We start from the raw sequence: 14928 nt of genomic DNA on the forward strand, positions 1-14928 counted from the left end.
GCGTTTTTGATCCTTGTTACTGTGCCTCTTGAGGCAGATCGTCCGTGATGTCGTAATAGTCGCCCTTGTCAGCCACAAAGATGTGCTTCGAGAGCGAAAGACCTGTGGGTGCGTCCAGCGCGCCCATGGAAATCGAAATCGTGTCTTCCTGGTTGTGTTGCCAGAAGAGGAACGAGCCACATTTGCTGCAAAATCCGCGCCGGGCGATGTCAGACGCGCAATACCAGCTGAGTGTGTCACTGGCCGAGAAACTCAGGTTGTCCTTATGGGTCGAAGTCGAAGCCCAGACATGGCCCGACTGTCTGCGGCACTGTCCGCAATGGCAGACCGAAGGTGGCGACAGGTCTCCGTCGATCGTGAACGCGACCGAGCCGCAAAGGCAGGATCCTTTGTGCATCTGACTACCCCCTTATTGCGGGTGTGGTGCTGGTCCCCAACAACACACCGTAGATGACAAAACAGGCCGCCATGATCCGGCGCACCCAGATATTGAACACCGCGCCCAGCGCTGCCCTGCCCATCAAGGCGCCCAGCGCCGTAAAGCCGGTGTAGCTGAGTGTGGTGATGACCAGCGCGGTCGGCATGATAACCCCCATCTGCTGCCAGATTGGGACCTCGGGCTGAACGAACTGCGAAAACGCGGCCAGATATCCGGCGACGCTTTTGGGATTGATCGTGGCCACTGCAAGCGCGTGCAGATACACATGTCGCGCCGGACGCTCGGAGGCTGGTGCGGGTCTTGTCGCATTCATCCAGCCGCGAATCCCCAACCAGATTAAAAATCCCGCGCCAATCAACTTGGCGACAAAGAACCCGGTCGGCGATGCAGCGATCAGGGCGGTCACACCCAGCGCAGACAGGATCAGAAAGGCGCTGGCCTGCGTGAGAATAGCCAATACGCCTAGCATTGCCCTTGGAAACGGAAGGCTCATCCCGTTCGAGATGCAATTGACCGCATTTGGGCCCGGCGTGGTTACGAAAACCACCCAGAAAAACGCGAATATGGTCCAGGCTTCGAACGACATCAGTAGACCGGCGGGGCGATGACCCAGATGGCCGCAGCGGGCTCGTCGTAAGGGTTGGCCCATTGATAAGGTTCGTGTCGGATCCGAAAACTGTCACCTGGCCCAACCGTGAACGCGCGCGCCCCGATTGTCAGGTCCAACTTGCCCGAGATCATGTATCCGACTTCCTGAGTCGGGCGATTGGCCGGTGTCTGCATCTGCGAGTTGGGTTTGAAGGTGGAATGCACCATTTCAAAATCATCGGTCAGATCCGGTGAGAGCAGCTCTTCGATCAACCCTTCTTCGCCCGACCCCATGGGGCGGCGCGAGCCGGCACGCACGACATATCCCTGCTCGTCCGCCGGTGCCGCCGAATGCGCAAACAACATCGACATGGGTACGCCAAGGCATTCCGCGATCTGCCTGAGGTCCGAAATCGACGGCTCGGACATGTCACGCTCAACTTGGCTGAGCCAGCCCACAGACCTGTCCAGCCGGATCGCAATGTCACTCAGCGTCAATCCTCGCGCCTTGCGCAGCGCGCGGATATCAGCACCGAGTGTCGCACTTTGCGGGGCCTGACTGTTCAAGGATAGCTCCAACGTTCGTGAAAATTTCACCTCTTTTTTCACGATGACTCGATTTCATGAAATTTCCAAGCATTTTTTCACGTGAATCTATATTTCGGATTGGCAATGCCCTGACGGCTCGGGCACTCAGCTAATATGGTAAACATAAATATCGGCGGTGTCCGAGGCGCGCTCCGGCCAAAGCGTAAAGCCTGTTTTTTCCAGAACGCGGGCTGAACCTGGATTGTCACGCCCGACCCCGGCAATGAGACGCACGGCAGGCCCAGGCGTCAATGCGTCCTGCAAGCCTTGCAGCAACTCGGGGGCGTAACCATTCCCCCAAGCGGTTTGAGCAATCAAATAGCCGATGTGAAGGCTTGGAATTGCCTCGGTGTCAGAACTCATGGCCAACACCATGAGGCCGATCAGGTGGTTACCGCGGCTTTGGCGCGCAAGCAGAATATCGCTTTCAGCACGTCTTTCATCAATCCAGTTCGAAATCTCCCGGCCCTGCAACTGCATCGGGGGCGGCAGGTGTTTCAGGACCTCAGGGGTCAGAAGCGTGACAAGATCATCTTCAAGCCGAACCCGCAATCGCGGATCGGCGAGTTCAACCTTCCAGTTGCGAACCGAGAGGCGCGGAGTTCGGAAATGGCCTGGGACCATGGTTAATCCAATACGGTTCGGGCTTTCCTGTTTTATCAAACCCCGAGCGAAATCGAAAAGAGGAAACCGGTAGGCGCACCTTGTACAGACCGAAAATCAATCAGGCCTGTGCGAAGGTCTTTGACAGGATCGCGGACAGGTTATCCGCATCTTCGGTTGAGAACGCGTCGGGTTGATTGCTGTCGATGTCGAAAACTGCAATCAGTTCGCCCGATGCGTTCCGGACCGGCAGAACCAATTCGGATCGGGTGGACGAGGCGCAGGCGATGTGACCTGGAAACGCATCCACATCCGGCACCAGTTGCACTTCGCCGGTGCGCGCTGCCGCCCCGCAGACGCCGCGTTCGAACGGGATGACGAGGCAGCCATGGCCACCCTGATACGGGCCAATTTTAAGCAAGCCCGGTTCTGTCACCCGGTAAAACCCGGTCCAGTCGAAACGGTCGTCGGAATAGTGGACCTCGCAAGCAACGGTAGCCATCAGGGCAACCTGATCGGTTTCGCCTTCGGTCAATGCTGCAATTGTACTTGCCAGCGCGCTGTAATCGACGGTCATAGGTCCCGAACCCCTTGGAAAACTCGGGGGCGCCGCCCCCGAACCCCCGGAGTATTTCGAAAAAGATGAAGGGTCAAATGCGTTCGATCGCGATAGCTGTTCCTTCACCGCCGCCGATACAGATTGCAGCAACCCCCCGCTTGAGATTTCGTTTCTCGAGCGCGTTCAACAAAGTGACCAGAATACGGGCGCCAGATGCGCCAATAGGATGGCCCAAGGCGCAGGCCCCGCCATTTACGTTTACCCTGTCGCGCGGCAATCCCATTTCGTGCATGAAAGCCATCGGCACAACTGCGAAGGCTTCGTTGACCTCCCACAGGTCGACATCATCCTTGTTCCAACCGATGCGGGACAGAAGCTTTTGCGCCGCCGGAACCGGTGCAGTCGTGAAAAGTCCGGGCGCTTGAGCATGGCTGGCATGTCCCAGAATCCGGGCCCGAACTGTCAGTCCTCGCGCTTCTGCCACCTCAGCCGATGCCAGAACAAGCGCCGCCGCGCCGTCGGAAATTGACGAGGAATTGGCGGCGGTCACTGTCCCGTCCTTGCGGAAAGCCGGTTTCAGTGTCGGAATTTTCTCGGGACGGGCGGATTTGGGTTGCTCGTCGACGGTCTGTACAACCTCACCCTTTCGCGTGCGCACTGTGACGGGGACGATCTCGCCGTCGAAAGCACCGCTTTCTTGCGCGGACAGTGCGTTAGACAAGGATTTCAAGGCATATTCATCCTGCGCTTCGCGGGTGAACTGATACGCCTCGGCGCAGTCTTCGGCAAAGGTTCCCATCAGGCGGCCCTTGTCATAGGCGTCTTCCAGCCCGTCAAGGAACATGTGGTCGATCACCTGACCATGACCGATGCGCGCACCGCCCCGCATTTTCGGCAGCAGGTAGGGCGCGTTGGTCATGCTCTCCATCCCTCCGGCGACCATTGTTTCCGCATGACCCAATGCGATCTGGTCGAAGGCCATCATCGCCGCCTTCATCCCGGAACCACACATCTTGTTCAGCGTGGTGGCAGGAACTTCCTCGCCCAAGCCCGCCGCGAAACCCGCCTGGCGCGCCGGTGCCTGCCCCTGGCCTGCGGGCAGGACACATCCCATCAACACCTCGTCAACCGTCTGCGCCCCTGCCTGCTTTAACGCGGCACGAATCGCTGCGCCGCCAAGCTCGGATGCTGCGACACCGTCGAACATGCCCTGAAAACCACCCATTGGCGTTCTGGCAGCACCTGCAATAACAACATCTCTCATCCGGATAATCCTCCTGTCGTCCGGCCCTTGAATACCGAATGGTAAGAATTCGCGTCTAGCGTATTTCTACGACTCATTTTCAGATTGGAGGCAGCCGGACCATGGGGCTGACCAGCACATCAGACGGAACGACACAGATTATCACGGTTCACTCTGACCGGATCGACGCTGCGATGGCCATTCAGTTCAAAGAAGACATGCGCGCAGAGACCGAGGCCTGCGCCGATCGGGTTGTCCTGGACCTTTCAGGCGTCGAGTTCATCGATTCAAGCGGACTGGGTGCAATCGTGGCCTCCATGAAACAACTGGGTCTGAACCGAAAACTCGATCTGGCAGGCCCGCAGCCCGTGGTGGAAAAGGTCTTTCGCCTGACGCGCATGGATACCGTCTTCAACTTGTTTGCAACACTGGATGACGCCCTGTCGGAACCAGACAGGTGACAACAGCAGGAGTGCGACAACGTGGAGCCCATTTGTAACGCGACCTGCCTGGAACTGAGCTTTCCCGCAACGGAAACAGAAGCCAGCGCGGGGATTGCGAAACTCAGCGCCGGACTGGCGAAACGAGGGTTGCCGCCGCACAAGGCGGATGACGTCAAGATCGCACTGGCAGAAGCAATCAACAACGTTGTGGAACATGCCTACATGGACGTGGCCCCGGCCGGGGTTCAGGTGACATGCCGGTTGGACAGAAACCGGCTGGACATTCTGATTTCGGACACGGGCCATCCATTGCCTGGCTACGAACCACCAGACGGAACACCAGCGCCGCTGGGAACCCGCATTCAGGATTTGCCCGAAGGCGGGTTCGGCTGGTTCCTGATTCATCAACTTACCAGCGACATTTGTTATGAACGCCGCGACGGGTGCAATCGACTTTCCTTGCGATTTAACTTTGAAAAAAACGGGTAGCCCGCCGAAATTGGCCACAATAACGCCTTTTTCGAAACATTGTCGCGCCGCAAATCGCCGCCATACAGTGACTCGTAGCTCAGATAGCTTCCCTCGGCGCCAATTATCACAGCCCCCACCCAGTGAACGGCGCCGAGGATCTCCTCCCTTGAAATGACTGGACAACCGGCAATCAGAGAATAGCTTTCCCTTGTTTGAAGGAGAAAGAACCCACCATGCGTGATCTGCACAAACCTGGCCGGTCGGAAGTTTTTGCAACGCGGGGGATGTGCGCAACGTCGCACCCGCTAGCCGCCAAAGTGGCAATCGATATTCTTGAGCGCGGCGGCAACGCCATGGACGCCGCGATAGCAGGTGCGGTTCTGCTTGGCATCTGCGAACCGCAGATGACCGGGTTGGGGGGCGATTGTTTCGTTTTGTTCAGCCGTGCGGGCGAAAACCGGATACGCGCATTGAACGGATCGGGTCGCGCACCGGCCGCCGCGCGGGCGCAGCCCTTGCGGGACAAAGGCCTGTCGTCTGTACCGTTGAGCGGTCCGGATGCGGTGACTGTTCCCGGTGCCGTGGACGCCTTCTGTCACCTTGCAGAAACCGAAGGGCGATTGGGGCTGGGCGCGATTCTGGAACCCGCAATCCACTATGCCGAGGCTGGCGTTCCGGTGGCCCCTCGGGTTGCTTTTGACTGGAAAACCGGGGCGGCCACATTACAGGGTGCTGCGCGTGACCATTATCTGATCAATGGGCAGATACCGGTGATCGGTCAGATCTTTCGCGCCCCCGGTCAGGCTGAGGTCTTGCGCAGGATCGCCAGTCAGGGACGCGACGCATTTTATTCAGGAGACATTGCCGAGGATATGATCCGGGCCCTGTCTGCACGCGGAGGTGTCCACACCGCCAAAGACTTTCACTGCACCAAGTGCACTGAAACGCAGCCCATTCGTGGAGCCTACAAGGGTGTTGATCTGGTCGAACACCCGCCAAACGGCCAAGGAGCGACCGCGATCCTGTTGCTGAACATTCTAAAGCAATTCGATCTGGCCAGTATGGATCCATTTGGAGCGGAACGGGTTCATATCGAGGCTGAAGCCACCAAGCTGGCTTATGACGCGCGCAACCGGTTCATTGCTGATCCCGATCATGTCGCACGGGCCGAGCGGTTTCTTGATTTGGATGTTGCGGTCCGGCTGGCTGCATTGATTGACCCAAAAGGCGCAATGCCCGCAGCAGCACCTTTGACGGAAGCCATTCACAAGGACACGGTCTATATCACGGTGGTCGATCGCGACCTTATGGCTGTGTCGCTGATCTATTCGATCTTTCATGGCTTTGGATCAGGGATCGCATCCGAGAAATACGGTATCTTGCTTCAGAACAGGGGCGCGGGGTTCACGCTTCAGCCGGGTCACCCCAATGAACTGGCTGGCGGCAAGCGCCCGATGCACACGATCATACCGGGGATGTTGACCGAGAATGACCGTGTCACGATGCCATTCGGCGTCATGGGCGGTGCTTATCAACCGACCGGGCACGCGCGTTTCGTTTCGAACCTTAGGGACTTTGGGCTGGAGCTACAGGAAAGCATCAACGCGCCGCGTGCCTTTTTCGATGGGAATGTCCTGAAGCTGGAGCGGGGCTATTCCGACGAGGTAGCGAAACAATTGTCTGAAATTGGACACAATATTGAAATTCCAGAAACGCCACTTGGAGGAGCGCAAGCAATCCGAATCCGAAAAGACGGTGTTTTGGAAGGTGCCAGCGACCCGCGCAAAGATGGGTGCGCCCTTGGATACTGATCAGCGGCAGTACAATGCCGACCGGTTCGCCAAACCTAGTTCAGGTGGAAATGCAGAGGGTAAGCACCGTCTTCAAACGGGCCGAACATGTTGGAGATATCCGGGTGCTCGACCGGCTCTCCAGAATAGTCTGCAACCAGATTTTGTTCTGAAACATAAGCAACATAGAAGGATTGGTCGTTCTCTGCCAGCAGGTGGTAGAACGGCTGTTCTTTCCGCGGACGGCTGTCTTCCGGAATGGCCTGATACCATTCTTCTGTGTTCGAAAATTCCGGGTCCACGTCAAAAATCACCCCTCGAAAAGGGTGTTTCTTGTGACGGACCACCTGGCCCAATCCGTATTTCGCGCGTGTCTTTAACATTGTTTCGGCCCCCACCGCATTTACTAACGGTTTTTGGCCCGAAATGCCAATCATTGATGTGAAATTCAGGGAAACAGTCTGTGAACCTAATACTGACAGTGTTCGAAATCGTGGCCCCGGTTTTTCTCTTGGCGGCCATTGGCTTTACGTGGGTCAAACTGGGGTTCGAATACCGGCTGCAATTTGTGACACGCTTTGCAACGACGCTGGCAATGCCCAGTCTGATCTTTGTTGCACTCATGCAAACCGACATTCCGGGCGGAGATTTGTCGCGTTTCACGTCGGCAACTCTGGTCGCAAATCTTCTGCTGGCTGGGGTGTTCTGGTTGATTGTTCGCGGATTGAAACTGGATCAGCGCACGTACCTGTCACCGCTGATTTTCGGCAATACCGGCAATCTTGGCCTGCCGCTATGTATCTTTGCGTTCGGGCAGATTGGTTTGGGTTACGCGGTCATCTTTCTGTCTGTAACCGCGCTGTTTTCTTTCACCTATGGGATCTACCTAGTCGCCGGAAAAGGCGCATGGGGACAGGTCTTACGCCAGCCGATGGCTTGGGCGACCATTCTGGGTGCGGTGTTTTTGTGGCAGGGGTGGCAAACTCCGACATTTCTAACCAACACGTTAGAGCTTTTGGGGCAAATGGCTGTTCCGCTGATGTTGGTCACGGTCGGTGTGGCAATCGCCCGCCTGACCTCGCGTAGTCTGGGGCAAGCGCTCTGGCTGTCAGTCCTGAAACTTATCGTCTGCTTTGCGTTGGGCTGGGGGATTGGGGTGTTGTTTGATCTGGACACTGTCGCCTTTGGCGTTCTGGTATTGCAAATTTGTACACCGGTCGCTGTTACCTCATACTTGTTGGCAGAACGATTTGAAGCCGATTCCGATGCCGTTGCCGGCATGGTCTTGGTGTCCACCGTACTTTCCGTGGCGGCGTTACCCATAATTCTTGCCATTATTTTATAGCGATTGTGATTTCCTCAGAGCTCAATCTGCGCTAGAATAAACAAAAAAAGGCATGAGGCACATGAGCAGAATTCTTATCGTACTCTTCGGGGTGCTGCTTTTGGCATCCTGTGGCGGCGGGTCAAAACAACCGCCCAGCAAACTGAACGACGCGTGCAGCATTGCGCACGAACGACCGGATTTTATCAAGGCTTTCAAAAGCACCGAGCAGAAATGGGGTGTTCCGGTTCACGTTCAGATGGCCACGATTTATCAAGAAAGCCGATATCGCCACGACGCGCGTACCCCGCACCGTTACGTGCTGGGCGTGATCCCGATGGGGCGGCAAAGCAGCGCCTATGGGTTCAGCCAGGCACTGGACGGCACCTGGGATCAATATCAGCGCGAAACCGGCAAGCGCCGGGCCAAGCGGGATCGCATCCGCGATGCCTCGGACTTCATCGGCTGGTATATGAACAAAAGCTATGAGCGCAACGGCATCCACCCCGGCGACACACGCAATCAATACCTAGCCTATCACGAAGGTCACACGGGGTACGCTCGCGGCACCCACAACAGCAAGTCGTGGTTGTTGAGCGTGGCCAATGACGTGGACGCGCGCGCGCAACTGTATCAGGCACAGTTGGCAAACTGCCGGTATTGACCAGCAAAAAGCGGGTCAGCGGTTGACTGACCCGCGTCTTTCCTTGTTCGAGAAAAGACCCTGATCAAGACCATTGCTTTCGGTCAACGCACCCAAAAGAACGGTGGTCTGGCTGCCGGCGTTGTCATGAATCACCCATTTGCGCAGCTCGACTGGATTATCGGTGAACATCAGTTCAATCCGACCTGCCTCAGGGTTCTTGGGGTCTTGCGCGGTGACCACTGTGGCCGTGCCGTCAAAGCTGTGGCCGACAACCATATTGGCCTGATCAAGATTCACGTTGCGTGCCAGCACAATGGATAGAGGCGTGCGCTTCAGCGGGTATTGCTCGGGCGGCTGGTTCGATTTCGGATCGAAGATCTGAACACTGCCCGAGCGTGCCAGTACCACAGCGCTGTTGGGCGGGTCATATTCGAAACGCATCTTGCCAGGGCGCTGCATCCACAGCTGTCCGGTGCTCAACGAGCCATCATCATTCACCTGCGTGAACGTTGTCTGAACCGTTTTCAATCCGTTCAGATAATTGGAAATCTGTGAAAGCGGCAGTTTTTCCGCCGCCCATGCGGCGGGTGCGGCCAGTGTCAAAGCAAGGGCAAAAGCAATCTGTTTCATGCTGTACAGATAGGCTGTCTGCCCTTGTTATTAAATATCCTATTGCTCGGGGACGAGGATTTCGCGTTTCCCGACATGATTTGCTGACGAAACAACACCTTCGTCTTCCATTTGTTCAACAAGACGCGCCGCCTTGTTATACCCGATGGCGAGTTTTCGCTGAATATAAGAGGTCGAGCATTTGCGATCCTTGATCACAATTGCCACCGCCTGATCGTACAGCGCGTCCTCTCCGTTCGTGTTGCCGCCAGTGTTCAGCCCCAGAACGGCGTCAATGTTGTCGACCTTGTCCTCGGCCGGGCCGTCCAGAACGCTGCCCACGTAATCGGGCGGACCGTATTGTTTGAGGTGGTTGACGATTTCCTCGACCTCTTCATCCGACACAAACGGTCCGTGGCAACGGGTAATTTTGGCGCCACCGGCCATGTAAAGCATGTCGCCCTGCCCCAGCAGTTGTTCGGCGCCCATCTCGCCCAGAATGGTGCGGCTGTCGACTTTCGACGTCACTTGGAACGAAATCCGCGTAGGGAAGTTGGCCTTGATCGTGCCGGTAATCACGTCAACCGAGGGGCGCTGCGTGGCCATGATCAGGTGAATGCCCGAGGCCCGTGCCATTTGCGCCAGACGCTGGATACAGGCTTCGATTTCCTTGCCCGCGACCATCATCAGATCGGCCATCTCATCGACGATGACGACGATATAGGGCATCGCTTCGGGCGCGAATTGTTCCGTCTCGAACGTAGGTTCACCGGTTTCATCGTCAAACCCGGTCTGCACCGTGCGGCTGAACAACTCGCCCTTGGCCAGCGCATCTTTCACCCGGCCGTTGTAGCCCGCGATGTTGCGCACACCCATCTTGGACATCTTGCGATAGCGGTCTTCCATTTCGCCCACGACCCATTTCAGGGCGACAACCGCCTTCTTTGGATCGGTCACAACGGGTGACAGCAGATGCGGGATGCCATCGTAAACCGACAGTTCCAGCATCTTGGGGTCGATCATGATCAGGCGGCATTCATCCGGCGTCAGCTTGTAGAGCAGCGACAGGATCATCGTGTTGATCGCCACCGATTTACCCGAACCCGTGGTCCCGGCAATCAACAGGTGAGGCATCTTGGCCAAGTTCGCCACAACGGATTCACCGCCGATATCTTTGCCCAGCGCCAGCGGCAGCGCCTGATTGCCATCGCCAAAATCGCGGCTGGCCAGGATTTCCCGCAGAACCACCATCTCGCGGTTTTCGTTCGGCAGTTCGATCCCGATCACCGAGCGGCCCGGTAGGGTCGAAACCCGCGCCGACAGCGCCGACATCGAGCGCGCGATATCGTCCGCCAGACCGATCACACGGCTGGCTTTCAGGCCCGGGGCGGGCTCCAGCTCGTACATGGTCACGACCGGGCCGGGGCGTACGCTGACGATCTCACCCTTGACGCCGTAATCGTCCAGAACGTTTTCTAACATCCGTGCGTTTTCTTCCAAGGCCTCATCGCTCAGGTGATGGCGCTGGATACTGGCGGGGTTGGACAACAAGCCCAGAGGCGGAAGTTCGAAGTCAGAGTGCCGTTCCTCGAAGGACAATGCTGGTTGCGCTTCAGCCTGCGCACGACGAGACGGCAACGGTGTCCGGCGCACGGGCTGCGCCACCACAGGCTTGCGCGGTTCAGCCACCGGGATCTTCATCGCTTGACGCGGTTGCGGCGCGGCGTCGGTGACATCCTCGAAAACCGACTCATCATCGATATCCAACTCGGACGCGTAGTCGTATTGTTCTGTCCCGGCCTCATAACCGAACACAGCGGACTCTTGCGCCTCTGGCGTGTCACCAGCGGACACCTGCGGCTCGGGGCGCAGACCATACGCCGTCATCGGCGGTTCGGGTGGCAGTTCGGACGAGGTATGCTGGTTCAGGATTAGCGGATCGGGACCGCGTCCACGACCCTTGGTCAGCGGCAGGTTGGGATCCGGCTCGGGTGTCATTTCGCCCACGGCAACCTTGCGATTTCGCACGGCGGCCGAGATTTTGGAGCGGATGCGATCTTCTCCGGGCATGTCGTCAAAGCCGGCGATCGGTTCAGGATCCACCAACTCAGGCTCGGGCATTGGATCGGGGCGCCGGATAAGTGACGGCATTCGCGCCAACAGGCCTGATTTGACCGGAGGTTCAGGACGTCCCAATTCAGGTTCTTCAAAAACAGGATCGGCATAGACCAGTTCGTCGTCAAACATCGCCTCAGCCGCTTCAGCGCGGGCAAGCTTGCGTTCTTCCCACTGTGCTCGGCGATCCCGCGCGGCTTGCGCGGCCGAGGCCGCACCACGCCCCATCAGCGTCATCAGCATGTCATAAGACATAACAAGACCCAGTAGGAAGGCGCGGAAGCCGCGTTTCACGTCGGCCTTGGTGAAGCCCAGCACAAAAACACCCAGCGTGGTCATCCCGACGGCCATGGCCAGCGACATCAGTTTGACCAGAAAATGCGAAGAGATCGGCACCAGCGTCAGCAACGCGCCCATGACCGTGTCGCCGAACAAACCGCCCAAACCGTAGCTATGCGTTGCACGCCACTCGGCACCGGGAACAAGGGTAGCGGCATAGACCGAGGCTACAGCGATCCAGATCGGGGCAAAGATCAGGCGGGCAATGGCCCGGTCTTCACCGAAATGGCCAGCAAAACGCAGCCCCCATCCAACCACAACAAGCGCGATGCCCCAGCTTCCCCAGCCCACGATCATGAACAAGGGGGCTGCAATAGACGCGCCGACCCGTCCCATCCAGTTTTGCACCGGCGCGTCGGTCGAAACCATCCAATTAGGATCATCGGGCGTATAGGACCAGATCATCGCAGCCGCGGCCAAGCCCAACAGGATCAGCGCGATACCGATCAGTTCCTTACTGCGTCGCTCCAGGGCTGCCTGTGTTGTGCTGTCCAGCAATGGGTCGCGGTTTCGCGCGTTATATGATGCCATTTTGCCCTCGTACCTCACGTATAGATGCAGTCGCGGAGTGTGATCAAACCACGCTGCAACTCTGTTTTTGGGGCTACCAATGCAACCCGGATAAAGCTTTCGCCCGGGTTATTTCCCGGATCACCTTGTGAAAGATATGCGCCCGGAAGAACCCGAACCCCGGTATCCTTCCAAACCTTCAATGCTGCGTCCTCGCCGTTCTCGACCGGCAACCACAGAAAGAACCCGGCCACTGGCGACATGTAACCTTGCACGCCCGCAAACACCTTATCGGCAATGGCGTATTTCTCCTGATAGAGCGCGCGGTTTTGCTCGACATGTGTCTCATCCGCCCAGACGCGCGCGGCGGCGGCTTGCAAGGGCAAAGGCAGTGGGGATCCGGCATAGGTGCGCAGCTTTTTCACCTGGCTGATGGACTTTGGTCCACCTGCAATCAGGCCTGAGCGCAAACCGGCCAGATTCGAGCGTTTGGACAGGGAATTAAACAGCGTGATCCGTTCGGGATCAGCCCCCAGTTCCTGCGCGACGGTCAGAGCCCCCGTCGGGGCTTGGTTACGGTAAATCTCGGAATAGCATTCGTCGGCGAAGATGCGGAAATCATATGCCTCGGCCAGACGGATCAGGTCAGCCCAATAGTCGCGCGACGCAACCGCGCCCTGCGGGTTGGCCGGGGAACAGATATAAGCCACCGCTGTTCGGTTCAGCACATCTTCGGGCAGGCCGGAATAATCCGGCAGATGACCCGTCGCGGCGGTTGCAGGGACAAAATAGGGTTGCGCACCCACAGAAATCGACGCGACCATGTAGACCTGATAAAACGGGTTCGGGCACAGGATGATCGGTTGTTTGCCGTTCTTTTGTTCCGGGCACAGTGCCATGGCCGCATTATACAGCCCCTCACGTGTGCCGTTCAGCGCCATGACGTTGGCGTCAGGGTCCATTTCGACCCCATAGCGCCGCTTGATCCAGCCCGAGATTGCACCGCGCAGGTCTTCCGAGCCTTCGTTCGGCGGATAGCCCTGAAACCCGGCCGCGTTTTCCATGATGACATCCGTCACCCAGGCCGGAAAATCATGCGTGGGCGCGCCAATCGTCATATGAACGACGTCACCACCCGGTTGATGGTGATCCAACAGGGCGCGCAAACGCGGGAATGCATATTCCGGTAGGTTCGAAAACCGCTCGGGAAAATCCATGTTACTGCCTCAATATCGGGGTCATTTGCGCCCCGTTTTTTTGGCAGATTACAGTCCGCATACCTCTTCGTCCAGACAAAGAGGTTCCGAATCAGTGGATTGTGGCATTCAGGCCAATGCCGATTCTGCCGCTGACCCCAACCGCAACAGGGCCTCTTCCGAGTTCGGATACCCCATCATCATCAGCCCGCAACCGGGCGTTCCGGTGGGCAGGGTCAGCGCCGCAAGCCCCATCAGGTTGCCGATCCGCGTATTGCGAAGGGCCAGCAGGTTTTCAGTCACGTAATAGTCGTGATCGGTCATCAACCGGTCCAGATTGGGTGGCAAAATCGGTGCTGTAGGTGCCAGAACCGCATCGAACCCGGCAGTTGCCGCATCCCAGGCACTGCGGCACGCCTTGAGCCTGGCCCAGGCCGCGACATAATCGGGGCCGGAATAGCCCTTACCAATGCGAAACCGTTCCAGGATTTCGGGATACATTGCCCCTGGGTTGGCCTCGATCACATCGCGCCACAACCCATAGGCCTCGGTCGTGTAGACGATGCTGGACAGGGGCATCGCCTCGTTCAGCTCGGGCACGTCCAAGGGAACAATCTCAGCGCCTGCATCTGCAAGTTTCGCAATGGCCTCGTCATAAGCTTTTCGCGGTGCATCGCGCAGGTCGTCCTTGGCAATGTTCTGCAAATCGGCAAAGCGACGGTCTTTCAGCGAAGCACCCCTCAGGTCCGCAGGTGCCCCGCCTTCCAACAGGGCCAGCATATGTGCTGCATCTTCAACAGATCGCGCCAGTGGCCCGACAGTGTCAAACCGCAGGCAGAGCGGCACCACGCCTTCAAGGCTCAGCCGTCCGGCCGTGGTTTTCAACCCTACCAGATCATTCCATGCCGCTGGAATTCGCACCGAACCGCCGGTATCGGAACCAATCCCGCAGGCCGCCAGCCCCCAGGCAACCGACGCGCCCGCGCCAGATGAAGACCCGCCCGGCACCGCCGTTTCATCATGGATACAAGGGGGCGTTTCGGTGATCGGGTTCAATCCAAGGCCGGAAAAGGCCAGCTCGCTCATATGCGTCTTACCCAGACAGACCGTTCCCATCTGGGTTGCGTTGCGTACCACAAGTGCATCCGCGTCCGGCACCCGGTCTTTCAAAAGCGCCGACCCGGCCTCGGTCGCAGTACCAGCGGTGTCGAACAGGTCTTTCCAGCTAATGGGAACCCCATCCAGCAACGACCGCCGCAATCCCATCTTCGCGCGTTGCTGCGCGGCTTCGGCCTCAGCGCGGGCGCGGTCATGGGTGACGCGGGCATAGATGCGGTCGCGGTGCGGATGGGCGTCTATTGCGGACAGGTAGGTTTCCGTCAATTCAACCGGATCGATCTGGCCCATCCCAATTCCACGGCCCAAATCACACGCCGTCATGGTCAACCAATCCTGCATCCCGCCC

The 14928-nt window shown here is 57.9% G+C and carries 16 protein-coding genes; 5 read left to right on the plus strand and 11 right to left on the minus strand.

Features of this window, described 5'->3' with window-relative positions; all coding sequences use genetic code 11:
• Positions 1-16: 16 nt before the first annotated feature.
• The 6 genes from ACR0ES_RS14280 to ACR0ES_RS14305 form a co-directional block, all read right to left on the minus strand.
• A complete protein-coding gene (locus tag ACR0ES_RS14280; protein WP_267365883.1) occupies positions 17-397 on the minus strand; it encodes a GFA family protein in 381 nt (126 codons plus the stop codon).
• 4 nt (positions 398-401) lie between these two features.
• Entirely contained in the window at positions 402-1025 is a 624-nt protein-coding gene (locus ACR0ES_RS14285) for a LysE family translocator (RefSeq protein WP_480774085.1), read from the minus strand.
• A complete protein-coding gene (locus tag ACR0ES_RS14290; RefSeq protein WP_480774086.1) occupies positions 1025-1594 on the minus strand; it encodes a helix-turn-helix domain-containing protein in 570 nt (189 codons plus the stop codon). Before ACR0ES_RS14290 ends, ACR0ES_RS14285 begins: the two co-directional genes overlap by 1 nt.
• Before the next feature lie 126 nt (positions 1595-1720).
• Positions 1721-2239, minus strand: a complete 519-nt coding sequence (locus tag ACR0ES_RS14295; protein WP_480484097.1) for a GNAT family N-acetyltransferase — start codon at positions 2237-2239, stop codon at positions 1721-1723.
• A gap of 100 nt (positions 2240-2339) precedes the next feature.
• Positions 2340-2795, minus strand: coding sequence for a GAF domain-containing protein (locus tag ACR0ES_RS14300; RefSeq protein ID WP_267365668.1), 456 nt, complete (start codon positions 2793-2795; stop codon positions 2340-2342).
• A 73-nt stretch (positions 2796-2868) separates the two neighbouring features.
• The gene (locus ACR0ES_RS14305) at positions 2869-4041 is read right to left on the minus strand and encodes a thiolase family protein (protein ID WP_480871110.1); all 1173 of its coding nucleotides are present in this window, start codon (positions 4039-4041) and stop codon (positions 2869-2871) included.
• A gap of 101 nt (positions 4042-4142) precedes the next feature.
• Here ACR0ES_RS14305 and ACR0ES_RS14310 point away from each other — a divergent pair, with 101 nt between their 5' ends.
• The 3 genes from ACR0ES_RS14310 to ACR0ES_RS14320 all read left to right on the plus strand — a co-directional run bounded on the left by ACR0ES_RS14310 (position 4143) and on the right by ACR0ES_RS14320 (position 6745).
• Positions 4143-4481 carry an STAS domain-containing protein gene (locus tag ACR0ES_RS14310; protein ID WP_209504963.1) on the plus strand — a complete coding sequence of 113 codons (339 nt, stop codon included), beginning with the start codon at positions 4143-4145 and terminating at the stop codon, positions 4479-4481.
• A gap of 21 nt (positions 4482-4502) precedes the next feature.
• Positions 4503-4952: an ATP-binding protein gene (locus tag ACR0ES_RS14315; RefSeq protein ID WP_480506409.1), complete on the plus strand. Its 450-nt coding sequence runs from the start codon at positions 4503-4505 to the stop codon at positions 4950-4952.
• Between the two features lie 215 nt (positions 4953-5167).
• Positions 5168-6745, plus strand: a complete 1578-nt coding sequence (locus ACR0ES_RS14320) for a gamma-glutamyltransferase family protein (protein WP_480774088.1) — start codon at positions 5168-5170, stop codon at positions 6743-6745.
• A gap of 35 nt (positions 6746-6780) precedes the next feature.
• On the opposite strand, the gene hspQ is transcribed toward ACR0ES_RS14320, so the two are convergent.
• Positions 6781-7107, minus strand: a complete 327-nt coding sequence (gene hspQ, locus ACR0ES_RS14325) for a heat shock protein HspQ (protein WP_209504966.1) — start codon at positions 7105-7107, stop codon at positions 6781-6783.
• Between the two features lie 80 nt (positions 7108-7187).
• Here hspQ and ACR0ES_RS14330 point away from each other — a divergent pair, with 80 nt between their 5' ends.
• Together ACR0ES_RS14330 and ACR0ES_RS14335 are read left to right on the plus strand one after the other, a co-directional pair.
• Positions 7188-8069, plus strand: a complete 882-nt coding sequence (locus ACR0ES_RS14330; RefSeq protein WP_480871112.1) for an AEC family transporter — start codon at positions 7188-7190, stop codon at positions 8067-8069.
• A gap of 61 nt (positions 8070-8130) precedes the next feature.
• Positions 8131-8712, plus strand: a complete 582-nt coding sequence (locus ACR0ES_RS14335; RefSeq protein WP_209504968.1) for a transglycosylase SLT domain-containing protein — start codon at positions 8131-8133, stop codon at positions 8710-8712.
• A 15-nt stretch (positions 8713-8727) separates the two neighbouring features.
• On the opposite strand, the gene ACR0ES_RS14340 is transcribed toward ACR0ES_RS14335, so the two are convergent.
• From ACR0ES_RS14340 to ACR0ES_RS14355, 4 genes are all read right to left on the minus strand, one after another.
• Complete coding sequence (locus tag ACR0ES_RS14340; RefSeq protein ID WP_209504969.1) at positions 8728-9324, minus strand: LolA family protein; 597 nt, start codon at positions 9322-9324, stop codon at positions 8728-8730.
• A 39-nt stretch (positions 9325-9363) separates the two neighbouring features.
• The gene (locus ACR0ES_RS14345) at positions 9364-12288 is read right to left on the minus strand and encodes a DNA translocase FtsK (RefSeq protein ID WP_480871114.1); all 2925 of its coding nucleotides are present in this window, start codon (positions 12286-12288) and stop codon (positions 9364-9366) included.
• 14 nt (positions 12289-12302) lie between these two features.
• A complete protein-coding gene (locus ACR0ES_RS14350; protein WP_480488615.1) occupies positions 12303-13484 on the minus strand; it encodes an aminotransferase class I/II-fold pyridoxal phosphate-dependent enzyme in 1182 nt (393 codons plus the stop codon).
• A gap of 108 nt (positions 13485-13592) precedes the next feature.
• Positions 13593-14921 carry an amidase gene (locus ACR0ES_RS14355; protein ID WP_480871116.1) on the minus strand — a complete coding sequence of 443 codons (1329 nt, stop codon included), beginning with the start codon at positions 14919-14921 and terminating at the stop codon, positions 13593-13595.
• Between the last annotated feature and the right edge of the window lie 7 nt (positions 14922-14928).

The organism is Ruegeria sp. N7 (genome assembly GCF_056531345.1).